Below are 14,793 nucleotides of genomic sequence, written 5' to 3'. Positions count from 1 at the left end.
GATCCCGAACGGGTGGCTCAGGTGGTGGCCTTTGCCATTGATCAGCCTGAGGATACCAATGTGTCGGAATTCACCGTGGGCCCCACCATTCAGCCCTGGTGAATTCCTCCGCCACTGCCTTTAGTCGCCACTGGAGGAAAGAAGACGGATGCCGGCTTGTGCCATGGCCTTTCGAGCCTCGATGCCCTGATCCTCGCTGACCGGGACAGTCAGATCCTCGAAGACCGTGACCTGGTAACCCAGCTTTGCGGCATCCAAGGCCGTCTCCTTGACGCAGTGGGATTCGGCGATGCCGACTACATCCACCTGGTCGACTCCTGCTTGCGCCAGTGCGTCGGCCAAGGTGACTCCAGATGACTTGGCGGCAGCGAATTCCTCCCTGCTCTGGATTCGATCGGTGTTGTCTTCGACGCCTTCGAATCCGGAGTAGGCGGCGGAATATTGGCCCTTTTTGAAGTGATGGGTGATGCCCAGCTCCCGAATGCTGGGATGCAGCTCCGCCCCGGGTGATCCGGCCACGCCGTGCTTGGGCCAGGTATCCACAAAATCCGGGTGATCGGACCAATGAGACCCGGGTTCGATGTGCCAATCCTGGGTGGTGGCCATGTAGGCATAGTCCTTGGCATGGTCGTGGACATAGTCGGCGATTTTGTCGGCTGTGGCGTTGCCTCCCTCGACTCCCAGCTCACCTCCTTCGCAGAAGGTCGGTTGAACATCCACGACGATCAAAGCCTTGGACATAGTAATCACTCCCTTGGTCGATGCTGACGGTAGGCAGAGGGAATACCGGTTGAAGCTCCTCGATCATTTCCTCTTACGTATCAGTCTAATTCCCGCAGATGCGTCGGTCCTTCTGCTTTAGTGCATGTGGGCGAATATGGCGGCGAATCAGCAACTTGTGGACAAGATGATAAAGGAGGTAGCAAGGGTGATCAACCGTGGCTGTGTAAGGCGGATCCATGCGGTCTTTTGAGGTGTTTGCTTGGTAGCATAAGTGCCAGGATTGTACGGAGTTATGGTCGGTGCTTCCGGGCCTGCCTCTTCCGCGTGATGAGGGAGCGAGCATTGTTTCAAGGTAGGGGATACGGGTATGAGGATCAATGAGTTTGGGCAACCTATTGGAGATGCGATTTCGTTTGTCGGGGCCATGGTGCCGGAGCCTGTCAAGTTGACTGGCAGAACCGTTCTGGTGGTGCCCTTGGGCGAAAACCAAGGTGATGCCTTTTATGAGCGGATTTTCGGTCCAGAATGCGACCAATCCATCATGACTTATAGCACTCACGACATCTATCCTGATAGACCAACATTCGACTCAGGATTCGCATCTATGATTGCAAGCCGGGATCCTCTCTTCTTTGCTATTCTCCGCAATCCGTCTGTGCCTGGCCTTGGTGTCGGTCAGTCTGCAGGTGGGAAGGATGAGGATATACACGGGCATGTCAAGCTTCATGATTCGTCGGATCTGTTGGGCATGTATGCCTTGCACCGGATAAGGTCCGACATGGGAAGCGTCGAGATGGGCCACGTTATCTATACCAGGGAGTTGCAGAGAAGCAGGCAGGCCACCGAGGCCCAATATCTGATGGCTCGGCATGTCTTCGAAGACTTGGGCTATCGCCGATACGAGTGGAAGTGCGACAGCCTCAACGCGCCCTCACGGTCGGCGGCGCTGAGGCTGGGGTTCAAGGCTGAAGGCCGGTTCAGAAACGACATGGTCTACAAGGGTCGGACTCGGGATACGGATTGGTTTTCCATATTGGATAGTGAATGGCCAACAGTGAAAGAGCGGTTGGAGACCTGGCTGGATGATGACAATTTCGATCAGGATGGCAGGCAGAAGCGCCGTCTGCAGGATTGCTGAACTATTGCTGTTGCACTGCTGCATCCTTGATAAAGCCGAAGTATGCATTCATGGCTCGGGCTGTTGGAGTGTCATTTCGACGCATCAGTGCAAGTGGAGCCCCTTCAAACAGCACCTTGCCACCCGCGCTTCCAGCCCCTGGACCCATATCAATCACCCAGTCGGCCTGACCGATAAAGCGCAGATTATGTTCTATGGCGACAATAGTCAGGTCTTTATCAGTGATGAGTTTGCGTAAGAGGGCAATCTGCTGCAAGATGTTGGATTCATGCAGGCCGCTGGTAGGTTCATCCAGAATCAGGGTCTCATGAATTCCGTCTTTGAGCAGCTTGGCCAGCTTGAGACGTTGTAGCTCACCGCCCGAGAGCGTATCGAGAGCCTGTCCAACGGATAGATAAGACAGCCCGACATCCTCCAAGGCTCTCATGGCTTGGCCCAGCACTTCATGATATCGGTGCGTGGCCTCGCTGGCAGTCAGTTTCAGCGCCTGGGCGATGCTGAGACCGTGGTATCTGGCAGACAGGGCTCGTGCTGAATATCTGGTTCCATGGCAGCTTTCGCAGACAGTGCTGGCATCGCCCATGTAGGCAATATCAAGAGTGACAACTCCTTTGCCCTTGCAAACAGGGCAGGCTCCGGCAGCGTTGAATGAGAAGAGTGACGGGGACTCACCTGTGGCCTTGGCGAAGGCCTTGCGCAGTGGGTCGAAGACGCCCAAGTAGGTCAACAGGTTGGAGCGCCCACTGGCCTTGATCGGCTTCTGATCCAGGAGCATGGCATCATGCTGAGCCATGAAGCCTGCCTTGATCAGGGTGCTTTTGCCTGATCCGGCCACACCGGTCACCACTGTCAGCATATGCCTGGGTATCTTGGCGTGGGCTTCTCTGACGTTGTGGGCAGTGATCTTGTCTATCGCGTAGAAGCCATGCGATGGCGCCACTGGTTCGTTCACTACGCCTGGATCTGACAGAGCTCTGCCCGTGGCTGTGCCGCTTTCCAGCAGAGACTGATAGCTCCCTTCGAAGACGATCCGTCCTCCTTCCCTGCCTGCTCCTGGCCCCATGTCGACGATACGGTCTGCAATACCGATGAGCTCGGGGTCATGATCCACGATTACCACCGTATTGCCCTTGTCCCGTAAGCCCTTGAAGATTTTCTTGATCCCGGTCAGGTCATGGGGATGTAGCCCAACACTTGGTTCGTCAAAGATGTAGAGAACGTCATTTAAGGGGCTGTTCAGGCAATTGGCGATTTTCAGACGCTGTGCCTCTCCTCCGGAAAGCGTAGAGGTGCCACGCTGTAGACTCAGGTAACCCAGACCAACCGTTATCAGGTTAGCTATCTTGCGCTCTAGGTCCTGTAAAATGGACTCTGTCTGATCGTCATGAATCTTCCCCAGCCAGTCCTGCAGGTCAGCAACGCTCATGGCTGAGCAGTCAGCTATGTTCAGTCCGTCAATCTTGGCCGAGCGCACCCTGGCGTTGACCCTGGCCCCTTGGCAGTCGGGGCACTGGGTGATTCGCGTAACCTGCTCCAGCTCATGCTGGTACTTGTCGCCGTTTTGGTTGATGAAGGTCTTGGTGATCCGGGGCACCAACCCCTCATACATGGCCGTCTTGTGCCAGTTGGGACTAGGGTGTGCCGGTTTCTGCTTCTTGCCATAGAGCAGAAGGTCAAGGTCGCTGCTCGTCCACTCCCGCAGGGGCAGATCGTTGTCAAAGTAGCCTGAATCCGTATACCTGGTCAGTCTCCAGCCGCCTGGCTGGAAGGTGGGAAAGTTGATGGCTCCCTGGTTCAGTGAGAGATCCATGTCGAGCAGGCGATCCAGCACCAGAGTGCGCACAGTTCCCAGACCCTGACAGGTCGGACACATCCCGGCAGGATTGTTGAAGGAATACGTCATGGAGTACCCGATGAAGGGCTGGGCAGTACGGGAGAAGAGCAGGCGCAGGGCGGTGTAGATATCGGTGTAGGTGCCTACGGTTGAGCGGGCATTGCCTGAGAGCTGCTTCTGGGTTACGACAATGGAGAAGGGCAGGTTGTCGATCCGGGCGACTTCAGCAGGCTCATACTTGGGCAGAAGCTGCTGAATGTAGGAGCTGTAGCTGCGGTTGATCATGCGCTGTGATTCGGCTGCCAGCGTGGAAAACACGAGAGACGACTTTCCTGAACCCGACAGGCCGGTGACGACGGTGATGGCCCGCTTGGGTATGGACAGCGAGACCTGCCTGAGGTTGTGCGTGGAGGCCCGATCGATAAGGATGGATTCTGTTCTCATCTGGCGACTCGCTCCTGGCGCAGCTTGGCAATGAGTCTGTTGGCAAGAGCGGTGAACACTTCCTGCTCGTCTTCGGACCAGACCTGTCGGGCACCCTCCTCAAGGGTCTTGTGCTGCTGATCGATGATGCTAAGCATGTCCCGACCAGCCTGGGTCAGACTGGTCTCCAGCTCGCGCCGGTCACGAGTATCGGGCGTCTGCCTGATGTATCCGAGATCGCGCAGCGTGCTCAGGTTCTTGGAGACCTTGGACCGGCTCATGCCGAGCCGCTGGCCGATCTGAGATGGCATGAAGGATCCTGTACGCAGAACAGTAAGGATGTCGAACTGCTGCCAGGTGACGTTTCCCGGGTTGGCCCTGTTGCGCTCTGCTACGAATTCGCACTGCAGATACATGAGAGCATCATAAAGGGAGGACGGCTTATTTAATTGCATAATAGAAACTATATCTTATCAGAAACTATCTGTCTCCCAGGTAGTTGGCTATGCTTCGGGTTCGGCCTTGTCCGACTGTATCGAACCGATGAAGTCAGGTCTCGGTAGGTTTACTGCTTGCCTTGTTTTGCTGGAACAGGACAGGATGCTTCGTGGACCACTTAACCTGATCCTATGGCGCTGAGGACTCTCTTTCGCGCGCAGCCGTTGTTGCTTGAAAAAGCTTCATGCATGAGAATAGGCGTACGCCTGCTTGGGTAGATTTCTTGATGCAGTTGAGCGATTCTTGGATGAAGTGCCGACCTATCAAACTATCGGTATTGCTTAGCTAGTCGGCTATACAGCACGACGATGCTGACACCTGGATGCTACGTAAGCAAGCATATCTACCGGTCGGAGAGGCCGAGCCATGGCTCTTCCTTTGCTCGAGTTTCACCTGCAGTAGGAACGTTGATTTGACAGCCAGGCCTTCTTTGTCAATAATGTAGCATGCTACATTCTAGAGAGGCGGTATCTCTTGGAGCTGTCGGAGAAGCGGCCAGAAGGGCTGGTCAAAATAGCCAACACCCTGCTGGAAAAGCATATGAACGAGTGCGTGCGGAGCATCTTTCCCAATCTGACTGGTCCTCAGTTTGTCATGGTCTATTACCTGTATGAGCAGGAGGGCCTGGAGGTGACGCAGAAGACGGTTGCCGACAGGTTCCGCTTAAGCCATCCCACAGTTCGGGGGGTTGTCAAACGGCTGGTCACGGCAGGATGGTTGACGGCAAAGCCGCAGGCTGATGACCGACGTCAAATGGTTCTTGAGCTCACCGGGCAGGCGCGCAAGGAGCTGAATGCCCACCAGGTGGAGATCCGGCATGCATTGGAGGCCACGGGCAAACTTGCCCTGTCTGGGTTCGATGAGCAGGAGAGCAGACGGCTGGTCGACTACCTGGAACGGATCATTAGAAACATGGAATCCTGATCTGCTTCTAGTAGGATCACGCAGGCTTCGGACCGAGCCGGTGAAGAACGGAGAGGATGCGGCATGTATAAGGATGGCAGCAAAAGGGAGCGTGGCCAAGGCGGAGGTGGGGAAAATCGCACTGCAATGATGGGCACGCTTCTGGCTGGAGCATTCCTTGCTTTGATGGCAGAGACCTTCCTTAACAATGCTCTTCCCACCATTATGGCGGAGTTCCATGTTTCCCAAGCCACCGCTCAGTGGCTGAGTACCGCCTATCTGCTGGTGGTGGGGCTGATGATCCCTGTTTCAGCCTGGGTGTTTTCCAACTTTCGGTCAAGGCACACTTTCATCGCTATGATGGTGACCTTTCTGGCGGGCTCCCTTGTCTGTATTTTTTCTGGAGGACATTTTGTCCTGCTGCTGATCGGCAGAATCATTCAGGCCTTGGCCGCAGGGTCGCTGATGCCTTTTATTCAGAACGTGGTGCTGTTGCTTTTCCCTCCGGATAGGCGCGGCGTAGCCCTAGGCGTGGTGGGCCTGGTGGTGGCTTTGGGCCCCACGGTGGGACCCACGCTCTCCGGGTTTATTCTGGAGCACTGGTCCTGGAGGGCTCTGTTCGTTCTGCTTGCTGCCTTGAGCGCCGCGATCCTGGGGGCATCGTTCTTCTTGGTCTACACGGTCAATGACCAGGTGAGAACCCGTCTGGACGTGCTTTCCGTAATATATTCCTGCTTGGGCTTTGGGCTTCTGCTTTATGCGCTATCCGCTATTGGTGCCGAGGGGGGCGCATCGGCATTTGACCTGGGATTGCTTCTGGCTGGCTTGCTGGTGGTAGTCCTGTTCTGTCGGCGTCAGTTGCACCTGGAGTCCCCGTTGGTGAATTTGCGAGTCTTCACGAACGCTACCTTCAACCTGACCAGCCTGCTGAGCACCCTGAGCAACATCGCCATGGTCGGTGTGGAGCTGGTCCTTCCTCTCTATTTGCAGAACACGCGTGGATCAAGCGCGCTCACCTCTGGTCTGGTCATGTTGCCGGGAGCCATTGTCATGGGCATATTCAACCCTCTCTCCGGAATGATCTACCAAAGAATCGGGGCGAGGAATATTTCCCTTTTGGGGTACACGGTGCTGCTGGCTGGCACCTTGCCGATGATATGGTTCGGCACCTCCACCAGTCTGATCTTGATCGCCGGCTGTTATGCCTTGCGCCTGGTCGGGGTGGCGCTGGTGATGATGACCACCTTCACCGAGGGCATTAACGCCCTGCCGCTGGAACTTGCGGCTCATGGCAACGCTGCAGCCTCTACCGTCCGCCAGGTGGGCGGCTCGCTAGGTACGGCCGCTGCCATGATGATTGTGACCATCGGCGCAGAGCGGGCTCGCCAGGGCGGACCCATGTCAGCCCAAGCACTCGACCAGGGCTACCAATGGGCCTTCATCTTCCTCGCAGTCATAGCCCTGATCGGTCTATGCGGCTCGCTCTTCCTCAAACCGAATAGAACTGCAACTGAGTAAGAAAGGCATCTTTTCGCTCTCAATGCAGAGTCTTATACGGACACGGATCGGCTCAAAATGCCAACGGTCGGGGATGCTTGCATAGTCATAATTTGATGTTCAAAACTGTCGAAAACGCCAACTGCATAACGTGAGTAGGATTCTGGAGCGGCGAAGAGAACCTTTGCTGTCGGGAAATGCTTGAATTAGAAAATTTATTGCGGGCCTCAGACAGGTATACATAAGTGAGGATGGAGATAAAGGCTTTTACTTATCGAGCGTCTTTTGCAGTGCCCGGCAGCCCCTTTCAAAACCAGACTGCTTCTCGGGCACAGACCAACGCCATCCAGAATAACTCGCCCGAAGAGATACCAGAATGCGTCAAGAAGGGAATTACTGAGGACGTAGAAACGGCTATTGCGCAGGGCAAGGCCGGGAATTCGACAAGGAAGAGAAAAGCGTTATCCAATACGGGGCGAAGGAAGCCCTCGATCATCGAATCGGTTATGCTCTAGCAGGTGATATATCCTAAAAATTGCAGAACGATTACACGCACTTGCGACCACACCCTAGTGCTGATGCCTGGCTGAATCACAGGTATGACGCTTTATAGATGTACGAAATGCAAACTGATATGACGCCAATCAGCACATTTGCAGATCTCATGACCTGCATTCTGCCATGGACGTACTCCGCACTTAGCCCGAATGAGGTGCCTATCAGCCTGGCGACCAGAACTGCCAGCGACTTTTCCACCCCGGTCTCGAACCTGGCGAGGAAGCGATCGGTCATTCGCTTAAGTAAGCTCACCTGCTGCAAAGATCTATGGGTGCCAATTTGTAGTTGGTGACGGGCCCGAGCGTATCCTCGCCTACGTTTGCCGTAAGTCTTGAAAGGCATGGCCCTGAACTTCCTTTGTCTCGTCCTGCGCACAGCTTCTGGGTGCTGCGAAACATCCTTGTCTTGCGAAGCACTTAGGTGATGAGGCCCCTAATGATAACAAGACCGCCTATCTCACTATTAGACGACCCGCTGAACAACCAATGTGGAAAAGAACCAGACCGACAGCGCAAAGAACAACAATGCCGACATGCGAAATTCGAAACGCGGGGTATTGTTTTAGGTTTGGAATCAACCTTTTTGAGAATGCCGTATAAGTCTTGGCTGCTCAATCCTACGCTCTTACAGCCCGTCGTGATGCGGTGACACAGGTCGTTATGGATTTCAGGCTGGCAGAGCAACCTGCGGACATGATTGATGCTTTGGAAGAAAAAGGCGGAGTGCTATTTGTTGAATATCCCCAGGTAGCGTCGAGTGTGTAGGGAAAGGATTGTCCCTGTGGCTATGCAGCTTCGGTGAGAAATATGTGTTTGTGGTAGTCCTCGATAAATTCATGCGAAGGTTTGCTGATTGTGGCAATGTGATTCTCTGATCTTCAAAAGCGTAGAGCCATTGATCATTGACCGGCGAATGCCTTACCTTGTCATGGTTGACCATGATGCGGTAATCGTCGTCGATTGAGATGAGCCCTTGATCAAAAGCCCGGTCGTGGAATGCATTGAGCAGCAGGCCGTTCGACGCAGCGGTTTTTTCGGTCGGGGTTGATGCTTTCCATGGTTTGATATGGCTGGCAATCAGCATCGCAGGTATCTGCATACCGGTGATGCAGCATGTGTACTGGTAGTTCAAGGGCAGTGAATTGCGGAAGTAAGACTGGTTGATCCGCTGAATCGTGGTCGCTTCGCGCTCGCCGCCTTCGGGATTGGGCTTGTCAAACAGCAGTTTTGTTGCGGTTTCGAGCGTGGAGTACCGGTCGGAAGCCAATGGTGCTGGGTGGAAGTCTTGTTTGTTCGCTTGTAGGAGTGCATGTTGGAGCAAATTGAGGCATTCTGCCATGAAGGCATCGGGATTTTCGGCGTACCATTGCTAGACTTGGGAGTCCAGCTTGCTGCCATGCTTCATACCTGCCTTGCCCTGTGCAATCCGATTGATGACATGGGATGCGACGTTTCAGTTGCTGTTTTATTCTGGCTATTATTGCTTTGTTCCTGAGCGTACTGTGGAAGGAGAGGGACGGATGACAAGGGAGTTGGAGCTCTCGCCACGGCACGGCAGCGAGTTGGTTTCTGTTGAGTATTCGTTGGAGCTTGCGAACGACAAAGGTATAGAGGCTGGAATTAGCGTTGCTAAAGCGACCGGAGATTTTGGTGATGGAATCTACGTGGAATCCATTGAAGAAGATGCTGCATCTGACCATGTGCAAGATGACGCGCAGCTTGATTACAAGATAGCTGCAGCTTGTGGAGTGGTTGCTGGTTTATGCGATTCGATTTTTGTTGGCAAGTTCTCTCTGGACAGGGCGAACGAGTGGGGTTCGGAGAAAGTCAATGAATTCGTGGTTTGGGTGGCAAAGCAGCATTCTGGTTTTAAAGGAGAGTCCCTGCGTGATGCCATTCAATTCCTAGAAGATGAATATCCTTTTGTTGGCGATAAGTACACAGCCGAATTTGGCGGCGGTTTGCAACATCATCTCAGGGACTTTTCTCACCACTTCTCCCTTGAAGGATTGGTGTTCTCTATACTCACTCAATTTACCGGAAAGGTATACGGCACCAATCAGTACGGAGATTTCATTGCAATCCCGGTGGAAGAACAATGGTTTAAGGAAGGACTGATCGGTGATAATTTCTGCGAAAGGCTGTTCTTAGGAACAGTGCGGTGGTTCTTGCACATGGCATCAGACATGGCAGGGTCAAGTTCGAATCCCGGTCAGGGCACAGGGATACCTGGACCTTTGCTCTCTATTATTAAGGAATTGTCCGCCTTGCCCGTGTTTGAAAATGCCATGGATTCTGGCATGGGGGCACGCAAATTCATTTCCAAGATGTTCAATGGGACCTTATTTGCACAAGTGGATGATGAAGGTCGTAAAGTGCCTCGTAGGTTTAACCTGCGAACTGAAATTGGAATTGTGCATGAACTGGGGCGCCAGGCGCTTCCAGTGTTGCTGAATGAATGCTTGACGCGGGGCTGCTATTTTCTTCATCATCTTTATCTGGAGATGAAAGATAATGAGGTCCGCTCTTTGTCCGATTTGAAGCAGCTGGACATGGACCGAATTCTTCCATTCAATAATTCCAGAGTTGTTCGCATGGTATCCATTGCCTCGGCCACTTTTACTGCGGTGGATCTGGCGGATGCTGCTATTCGGGCTGCATTGGTCGGGGTTACGGAAGGCAGGGTACTTGCCGGCAAGGAGTTCTTGCTGAGAGTCAACTACGTAGGTGTGACTCGTCTGGTTTTCGCAATAGGTGTGGATGTCAAAACGGTATGGGAACGAAGAACAAGCCACAGGCAGCGGCAGCAAAACGACGATTCGGCCGATCGGGCGACAATGGAAACGCTCTCGTTGAAGCCGGAGCATCTATCTGTTCTGTTCTCGATAGAGCGACTGGCGCTTTATGAGGACATAGATCGAAGTAAGGCAGTGGATCGAGGCGAAAAAGAAGAATGGTTTGGCAAATGGTCTGAAAACCTGCCTGCTGACTGCGTTCTTCTTAATCAGGGGCAAGTGAAAGAGAGAATTGAAGAACTTGTTGCGCGAGATGGAACTACATGGAAAGCCTTGGTTCTGATTGAACTTGCACGGTTTGTGCCATATGACTCCTATCGTTCTGAAATGGAGTCAGAGGATCCTGACGGAAGGTCAGACTCCTCAATCAAAAGGACTAAACGCCCAAAATTTGATTCAAAAATTCTCGAAGAGTTATGGCGTGATGTAAGCGGTGATTCGGACAAATCCCCTGTGCAACAGACCGCTAAGGCACTGAATAAGAATGCAGGCGTATTGGATGGTAGCCGAACCAAAATAATTGTCGGTGCTGCGGGAACTGCCGCGGTTGCGGTTGCTACGGGAGGTGCAGCGTTTACATTAGCACCAGTCATAGCGCCGTTGATCGCCGGATCGGCTGTTGCCGGCCTATCCGGTGCAGCTCTTACCAGTGCGAGCCTTGCAGCGGTTGGCGGTGGTGCATTGGCTGCAGGAGGTCTCGGTATGGCAGGCGGCACAGCCATAATCGCTGGTGGCGGCGCAGTCTTGGGTTTGGTTGGTGGTAGTGGGGTAACTGCTGTTACTTCGCTTCTCACTGATTCCAAAGGAGCGTTTGCCCTCGACGAGTGTTCGAAGCTCCTAACATTTTGCCAATCCGACTTTGCTCAAGCTGATATGAAGCCAGAGACGATTGAACGGATGCGACAAGGCCTGCTCGATCAGATTGAACGCATGGAAATTCAGCAGGAGGTTCTTTCTAGACGTTCTGGAGACAAGGAATTAGATAAGTCTGAGAAAAAAGAAACCAAGAAAGAGCTCTCCGGTCTTAAGAAGAGCTTGGGTTACATGCGTAATTGCGAAAAGGAATTGGTGAAGCTGATTAATCAAAAAAGTCACTCGTAGGAGATTACGGTAGCCGCCAAAGACGATGTCGAATTGGTCTGATCAAGTACAGCGCTGGAGCCGGAATCATGACGAGATGTGTATGCATCGGATTCTGCAGATTGTCCTCTTGGGGAATGCAGGGGATATCTCTGATTAAAGTCTTGTTCTGCTTTTTAGTATTCCAGGTTACTGATTGCATTGGAAATGTTAAAGGGGGTCCAGTTCTCTCTGCTGCCAGACTGTTTGTTTAAGGGTAGTTTTAACTGAATTCAGTTATCCTTTACCGGAATTCAGTGAAAAAGTATATAATTCAGTTAAGGCCAATAGCTCAGAACAGGTGGTGGACGACGGATGGCGTGTGAGTACGGCAAGGAGACTTTGTCCAAGGAATTCAAAAGTGATCGCAAGGGCTTGCCGGACTCCGAATTGGTAGAAGCAGTTGTTGCCTTGGCCAATACGGATGGCGGATGCTTATACTTGGGCGTTGAGGATGATGGCACGCCTACCGGTGCGCAGCAAAAGCATCAGGATCCGGTTGGAATGGCTGCGATGATAGCCAATAAGACTGTGCCACCGATATCGGTTCGTGCACAATTGGTTGGCAATGACATCGCGGTTGTTCAGGTCGAGGTGCCCAAGGCGCAGAGCGTGGTATCAACAAAGTCGGGTAAGATTCTCCGTCGCATGATGAAAGTGGATGGCACGCCTGAAAGCGTACCCATGTATCCGTATGAGTTTGCAACTCGTCTTTCGGATCTGGGAAAGCTCGACTATTCAGCTCAGCCGGTGAGGGGATCAACTCGGGCAGATTTTGATCCGTTGGAACGTGATCGTCTGCGCAGGATCATCGCCTCTTATCAATCTGGTGACCAGAATCTTCTTGAGCTTTCGGATGAGGATATGGAAAAATCGCTGCGCCTTGTCGTATCGGTCGATGGGGATTTGACACCAACCTTGGCTGGCTTGCTGCTCATTGGCAACGAAGCTGCATTGCAGCAGTTCGTTCCGACGAATGAAGCGGCTTTCCAAGTTCTTAACGGCACTGACATCAAGGTGAACCAGACGTACCATGGCCCTTTGCTCAAGACCATAGAGCAAATATCCGCGTCGTTTAAGCCGTGGAATCCGGGGACGGAGCTGAATGTGGGCCTGTTTTCTTCGATGGTCCCCGAGTTTGACGAAAGGGCTTTTCGAGAGGCTTTGGTTAACGCATTCGGCCATAGGGACTATTCGGTTCTCGGGCGTGTGCGCGTATTGGTAGACGATGCTGGCTTGACCATCGCCAATCCCGGTGGGTTTGTGGAGGGTATCAATGTTCATAACCTGCTTACAGCTGAGCCACATGGGCGTAATCCATGTCTGATGGATGCATTGAAGAGATCTGGCCTCGCCGAACGCACTGGGCGTGGGATCGACCGCATTTTCGAAGGTGCCCTGAACTATGGCCGTCCTCTGCCTGATTATTCGAGATCCAACGGGCGTGGGGTATCAGTGCTGTTGCCGCGCAGTGCGCCCGACAAGGCGTTTGTGGAGCTGCTGGCCGAGGAGCGTGAGCGTAGTGGCAAATCCATGTCTCTCGATGGGTTGCTTATTCTGGACAAGCTCAAGAGAGAGAGGCGCTGCAGCTTTGACGTGTTGTCGAAATCGATGGACATGAGCGACCAGCGTCTGCGCACGGTTTTGGGGCAACTGACTGAATCTGGTCTTATCGAAAGCTCCGGCACTGGGGCTCGCCGAACATATATGTTGGGTGCGAAGGTGTATCGGCGTAGCGGCAAGGTAGTGGAATACGTTCGCCAATCGGACATCGATAGAGTTCGGTACTCCGAATTAATCATCAAGCTGATCCATGAACAAAAAACGGTGAGTAGAAACGACGTGATGGAATTGCTGCACCTTAGCGGGAATCAGGCGTATTACCAGTTGCGGAAGCTCGTTGATGAGGGGCGTATCAGAAAAGTTGGTAGTGGAAAACGTAAAGCACGGTACGAGGCGGTGTAGTGGATAAATCAATTGGGATACCGCTAATCGAGTCTACCTGAATTCAGTTATTTTTAACTGAATTCTGTAAAACCAGTGTCCGTTTTATGCTGTTTCTCAACATACACGGTCGCATACTCGCGAAATGTGATCTTGCTTCCGGTATTGGCCTTGCCCGGAACCTTCGGCGGAGTCCACGCATTCAAGTTGATAGGGCACATGCCTTATTGAATCATGTCTTGGCCTGAGTCTCTTTCTCTTCATCGAAGTTCTTGTGGATGCGGACAGGGTTTGTACTTTGCGAAGTGCGTGCCATGGTAATCAACCCCAGCTGCCGCAGACGGATGAACAACGTCGTTTTTGGGCTGAGTACTTGAGCGCTAAGACGATACCGCTTAACTTACTCCAGATAACGGGTCAAAAAGAAAGAAGACGGAGCAGGGACAATCTTTGAAGTGTCGCCAAAAATGTTGCAATCCCGCCCTTCTAAGTAACAAAAAGGGATTTTTGGAAAACCAAAAATCCCTGCTGGCGGAGGATACGAGATTCGAACTCGTGAGGGCGTGAACCCAACACGCTTTCCAAGCGTGCGCCATAGACCACTAGGCGAATCCTCCAAGGCTGCAGCGAACGGGGCCTTAGCCTACATGACCCTGATCAAGGCAACTAGGAAATAGTAACACAGGGCAAGGATTGCAGGCCAGTTCAGACGTGTCGCCGACAATCCTCGCCCTGTTTCTGTTTTCTGTGTTACTTGATCTGATCCATGGAAAGGCCAAGAGCCTCGGCAACACGCTGGCCGTAGTCGGGGTCAGCCTGGTAGAACTGCTTGGTCTCGAGAACCTGGATCTCCTGGTCATCGACGGATCCCAGGGTGTTCTTGATGGTCTGGATCAGGCGGTCCTTCTCTTCCGGGCTCATCAGCCTGTAGAGACGGCCGGCTGCGGAATAGTAGTCCTTGTCATAGGGGCGGGAGTATTCGGTCTGCCCTTGGACGGCATCGCCGTGCATCCGGGCATCGTTGTCTTCCACGGGGCCGCCCTTGCTGTTGGGCTCGTAGTTGACCGATCCATCCTGACCCTGAGACATGAAACCGTCTCGTTCGTAGTTGTGGACCTCGTTGACTGGCCGGTTGATGGGCAGCTGTTCGTAGTTGGCGCCCAGACGATAACGCTCGGCGTCCTTGTATCCGAACAGGCGGCCTTGCAGCAGCTTGTCGGGCGAGGGCTCGATGCCGGGGACGAAGTTGGCGGGGGAGAAGGCCGCTTCCTCCACATCATCAAAGTAGTTGGTCGGGTTGGTGTCCAGCACGAACTCGCCTATCTCAATGCGCGGATAGTCCTTCTTGGAGACCACCTTGGT

General features: G+C 53.2%; 11 protein-coding genes and 1 tRNA gene. 6 read left to right on the top strand and 6 right to left on the bottom strand.

Going from position 1 to position 14,793, the window contains the following annotated elements:
• Nucleotides 1–120: 120 nt before the first annotated feature.
• Nucleotides 121–741, bottom strand: coding sequence for an isochorismatase family protein (locus AC0AP0_RS03425; protein ID WP_490429391.1), 621 nt, complete (start codon nt 739–741; stop codon nt 121–123).
• Nucleotides 742–1,090: 349 nt separating this feature from the next.
• Between AC0AP0_RS03425 and AC0AP0_RS03420 the strand changes: the two genes are divergently transcribed.
• Nucleotides 1,091–1,861: a GNAT family N-acetyltransferase gene (locus AC0AP0_RS03420; RefSeq protein ID WP_490429390.1), complete on the top strand. Its 771-nt coding sequence runs from the start codon at nt 1,091–1,093 to the stop codon at nt 1,859–1,861.
• A gap of 1 nt (nt 1,862) precedes the next feature.
• Here AC0AP0_RS03420 and AC0AP0_RS03415 read toward each other — a convergent pair whose 3' ends face one another.
• Together AC0AP0_RS03415 and AC0AP0_RS03410 are read right to left on the bottom strand one after the other, a co-directional pair.
• Nucleotides 1,863–4,139: an ATP-binding cassette domain-containing protein gene (locus tag AC0AP0_RS03415; RefSeq protein WP_490429389.1), complete on the bottom strand. Its 2,277-nt coding sequence runs from the start codon at nt 4,137–4,139 to the stop codon at nt 1,863–1,865.
• A complete protein-coding gene (locus AC0AP0_RS03410; RefSeq protein WP_490429388.1) occupies nt 4,136–4,573 on the bottom strand; it encodes a MarR family winged helix-turn-helix transcriptional regulator in 438 nt (145 codons plus the stop codon). The genes AC0AP0_RS03415 and AC0AP0_RS03410 overlap by 4 nt, the downstream gene beginning before the upstream one ends.
• Before the next feature lie 517 nt (nt 4,574–5,090).
• On the opposite strand from AC0AP0_RS03410, the gene AC0AP0_RS03405 reads away from it, so the two are divergent.
• Together AC0AP0_RS03405 and AC0AP0_RS03400 are read left to right on the top strand one after the other, a co-directional pair.
• On the top strand, nt 5,091–5,540 hold the full coding sequence (locus AC0AP0_RS03405) for a MarR family winged helix-turn-helix transcriptional regulator (RefSeq protein WP_489932201.1): 450 nt from the start codon (nt 5,091–5,093) through the stop codon (nt 5,538–5,540).
• Between the two features lie 63 nt (nt 5,541–5,603).
• Nucleotides 5,604–7,037, top strand: coding sequence for a DHA2 family efflux MFS transporter permease subunit (locus tag AC0AP0_RS03400; protein WP_490429387.1), 1,434 nt, complete (start codon nt 5,604–5,606; stop codon nt 7,035–7,037).
• A 1,203-nt stretch (nt 7,038–8,240) separates the two neighbouring features.
• Here the strand turns inward: AC0AP0_RS03400 and AC0AP0_RS03395 are convergent.
• A complete protein-coding gene (locus AC0AP0_RS03395) occupies nt 8,241–8,894 on the bottom strand; it encodes an HNH endonuclease (RefSeq protein WP_490429386.1) in 654 nt (217 codons plus the stop codon).
• On the opposite strand from AC0AP0_RS03395, the gene AC0AP0_RS03390 reads away from it, so the two are divergent.
• The 3 genes from AC0AP0_RS03390 to AC0AP0_RS03380 all read left to right on the top strand — a co-directional run bounded on the left by AC0AP0_RS03390 (nt 8,883) and on the right by AC0AP0_RS03380 (nt 13,452).
• Nucleotides 8,883–9,068: a hypothetical protein gene (locus tag AC0AP0_RS03390; RefSeq protein WP_144178160.1), complete on the top strand. Its 186-nt coding sequence runs from the start codon at nt 8,883–8,885 to the stop codon at nt 9,066–9,068. The genes AC0AP0_RS03395 and AC0AP0_RS03390 overlap by 12 nt on opposite strands.
• 25 nt (nt 9,069–9,093) lie before the next feature.
• Nucleotides 9,094–11,469: a hypothetical protein gene (locus AC0AP0_RS03385; protein ID WP_490429385.1), complete on the top strand. Its 2,376-nt coding sequence runs from the start codon at nt 9,094–9,096 to the stop codon at nt 11,467–11,469.
• A 360-nt stretch (nt 11,470–11,829) separates the two neighbouring features.
• Complete coding sequence (locus AC0AP0_RS03380) at nt 11,830–13,452, top strand: RNA/DNA-binding domain-containing protein (RefSeq protein WP_490429384.1); 1,623 nt, start codon at nt 11,830–11,832, stop codon at nt 13,450–13,452.
• A 508-nt stretch (nt 13,453–13,960) separates the two neighbouring features.
• Here the strand turns inward: AC0AP0_RS03380 and AC0AP0_RS03375 are convergent.
• Nucleotides 13,961–14,048, bottom strand: a tRNA-Ser gene (locus tag AC0AP0_RS03375).
• Between the two features lie 133 nt (nt 14,049–14,181).
• Nucleotides 14,182–14,793, bottom strand: a 612-nt coding sequence (locus tag AC0AP0_RS03370) for a catalase (RefSeq protein ID WP_490429383.1), incomplete at its 5' end; no start/stop codon positions are given.

The organism is Bifidobacterium sp. POST2/T3 (B1), assembly GCF_058197115.1.
The sequence above is the reverse complement of the archived record's forward strand: the minus strand, read 5'-3'. Positions and strand labels throughout refer to the sequence as shown.

Excerpts from the sequence above, each read along its gene's own strand:
- AC0AP0_RS03385 (WP_490429385.1), top strand. The coding sequence starts at position 9,094 with ATGACAAGGGAGTTGGAGCTCTCGCCACGGCACGGCAGCGAGTTGGTT.
- AC0AP0_RS03420 (WP_490429390.1), top strand. The coding sequence starts at position 1,091 with ATGAGGATCAATGAGTTTGGGCAACCTATTGGAGATGCGATTTCGTTT.
- AC0AP0_RS03390 (WP_144178160.1), top strand. The coding sequence starts at position 8,883 with ATGTTGGAGCAAATTGAGGCATTCTGCCATGAAGGCATCGGGATTTTC.
- AC0AP0_RS03410 (WP_490429388.1), bottom strand. The coding sequence starts at position 4,573 with ATGCAATTAAATAAGCCGTCCTCCCTTTATGATGCTCTCATGTATCTG.
- AC0AP0_RS03400 (WP_490429387.1), top strand. The coding sequence starts at position 5,604 with ATGTATAAGGATGGCAGCAAAAGGGAGCGTGGCCAAGGCGGAGGTGGG.
- AC0AP0_RS03425 (WP_490429391.1), bottom strand. The coding sequence starts at position 741 with ATGTCCAAGGCTTTGATCGTCGTGGATGTTCAACCGACCTTCTGCGAA.
- AC0AP0_RS03415 (WP_490429389.1), bottom strand. The coding sequence starts at position 4,139 with ATGAGAACAGAATCCATCCTTATCGATCGGGCCTCCACGCACAACCTC.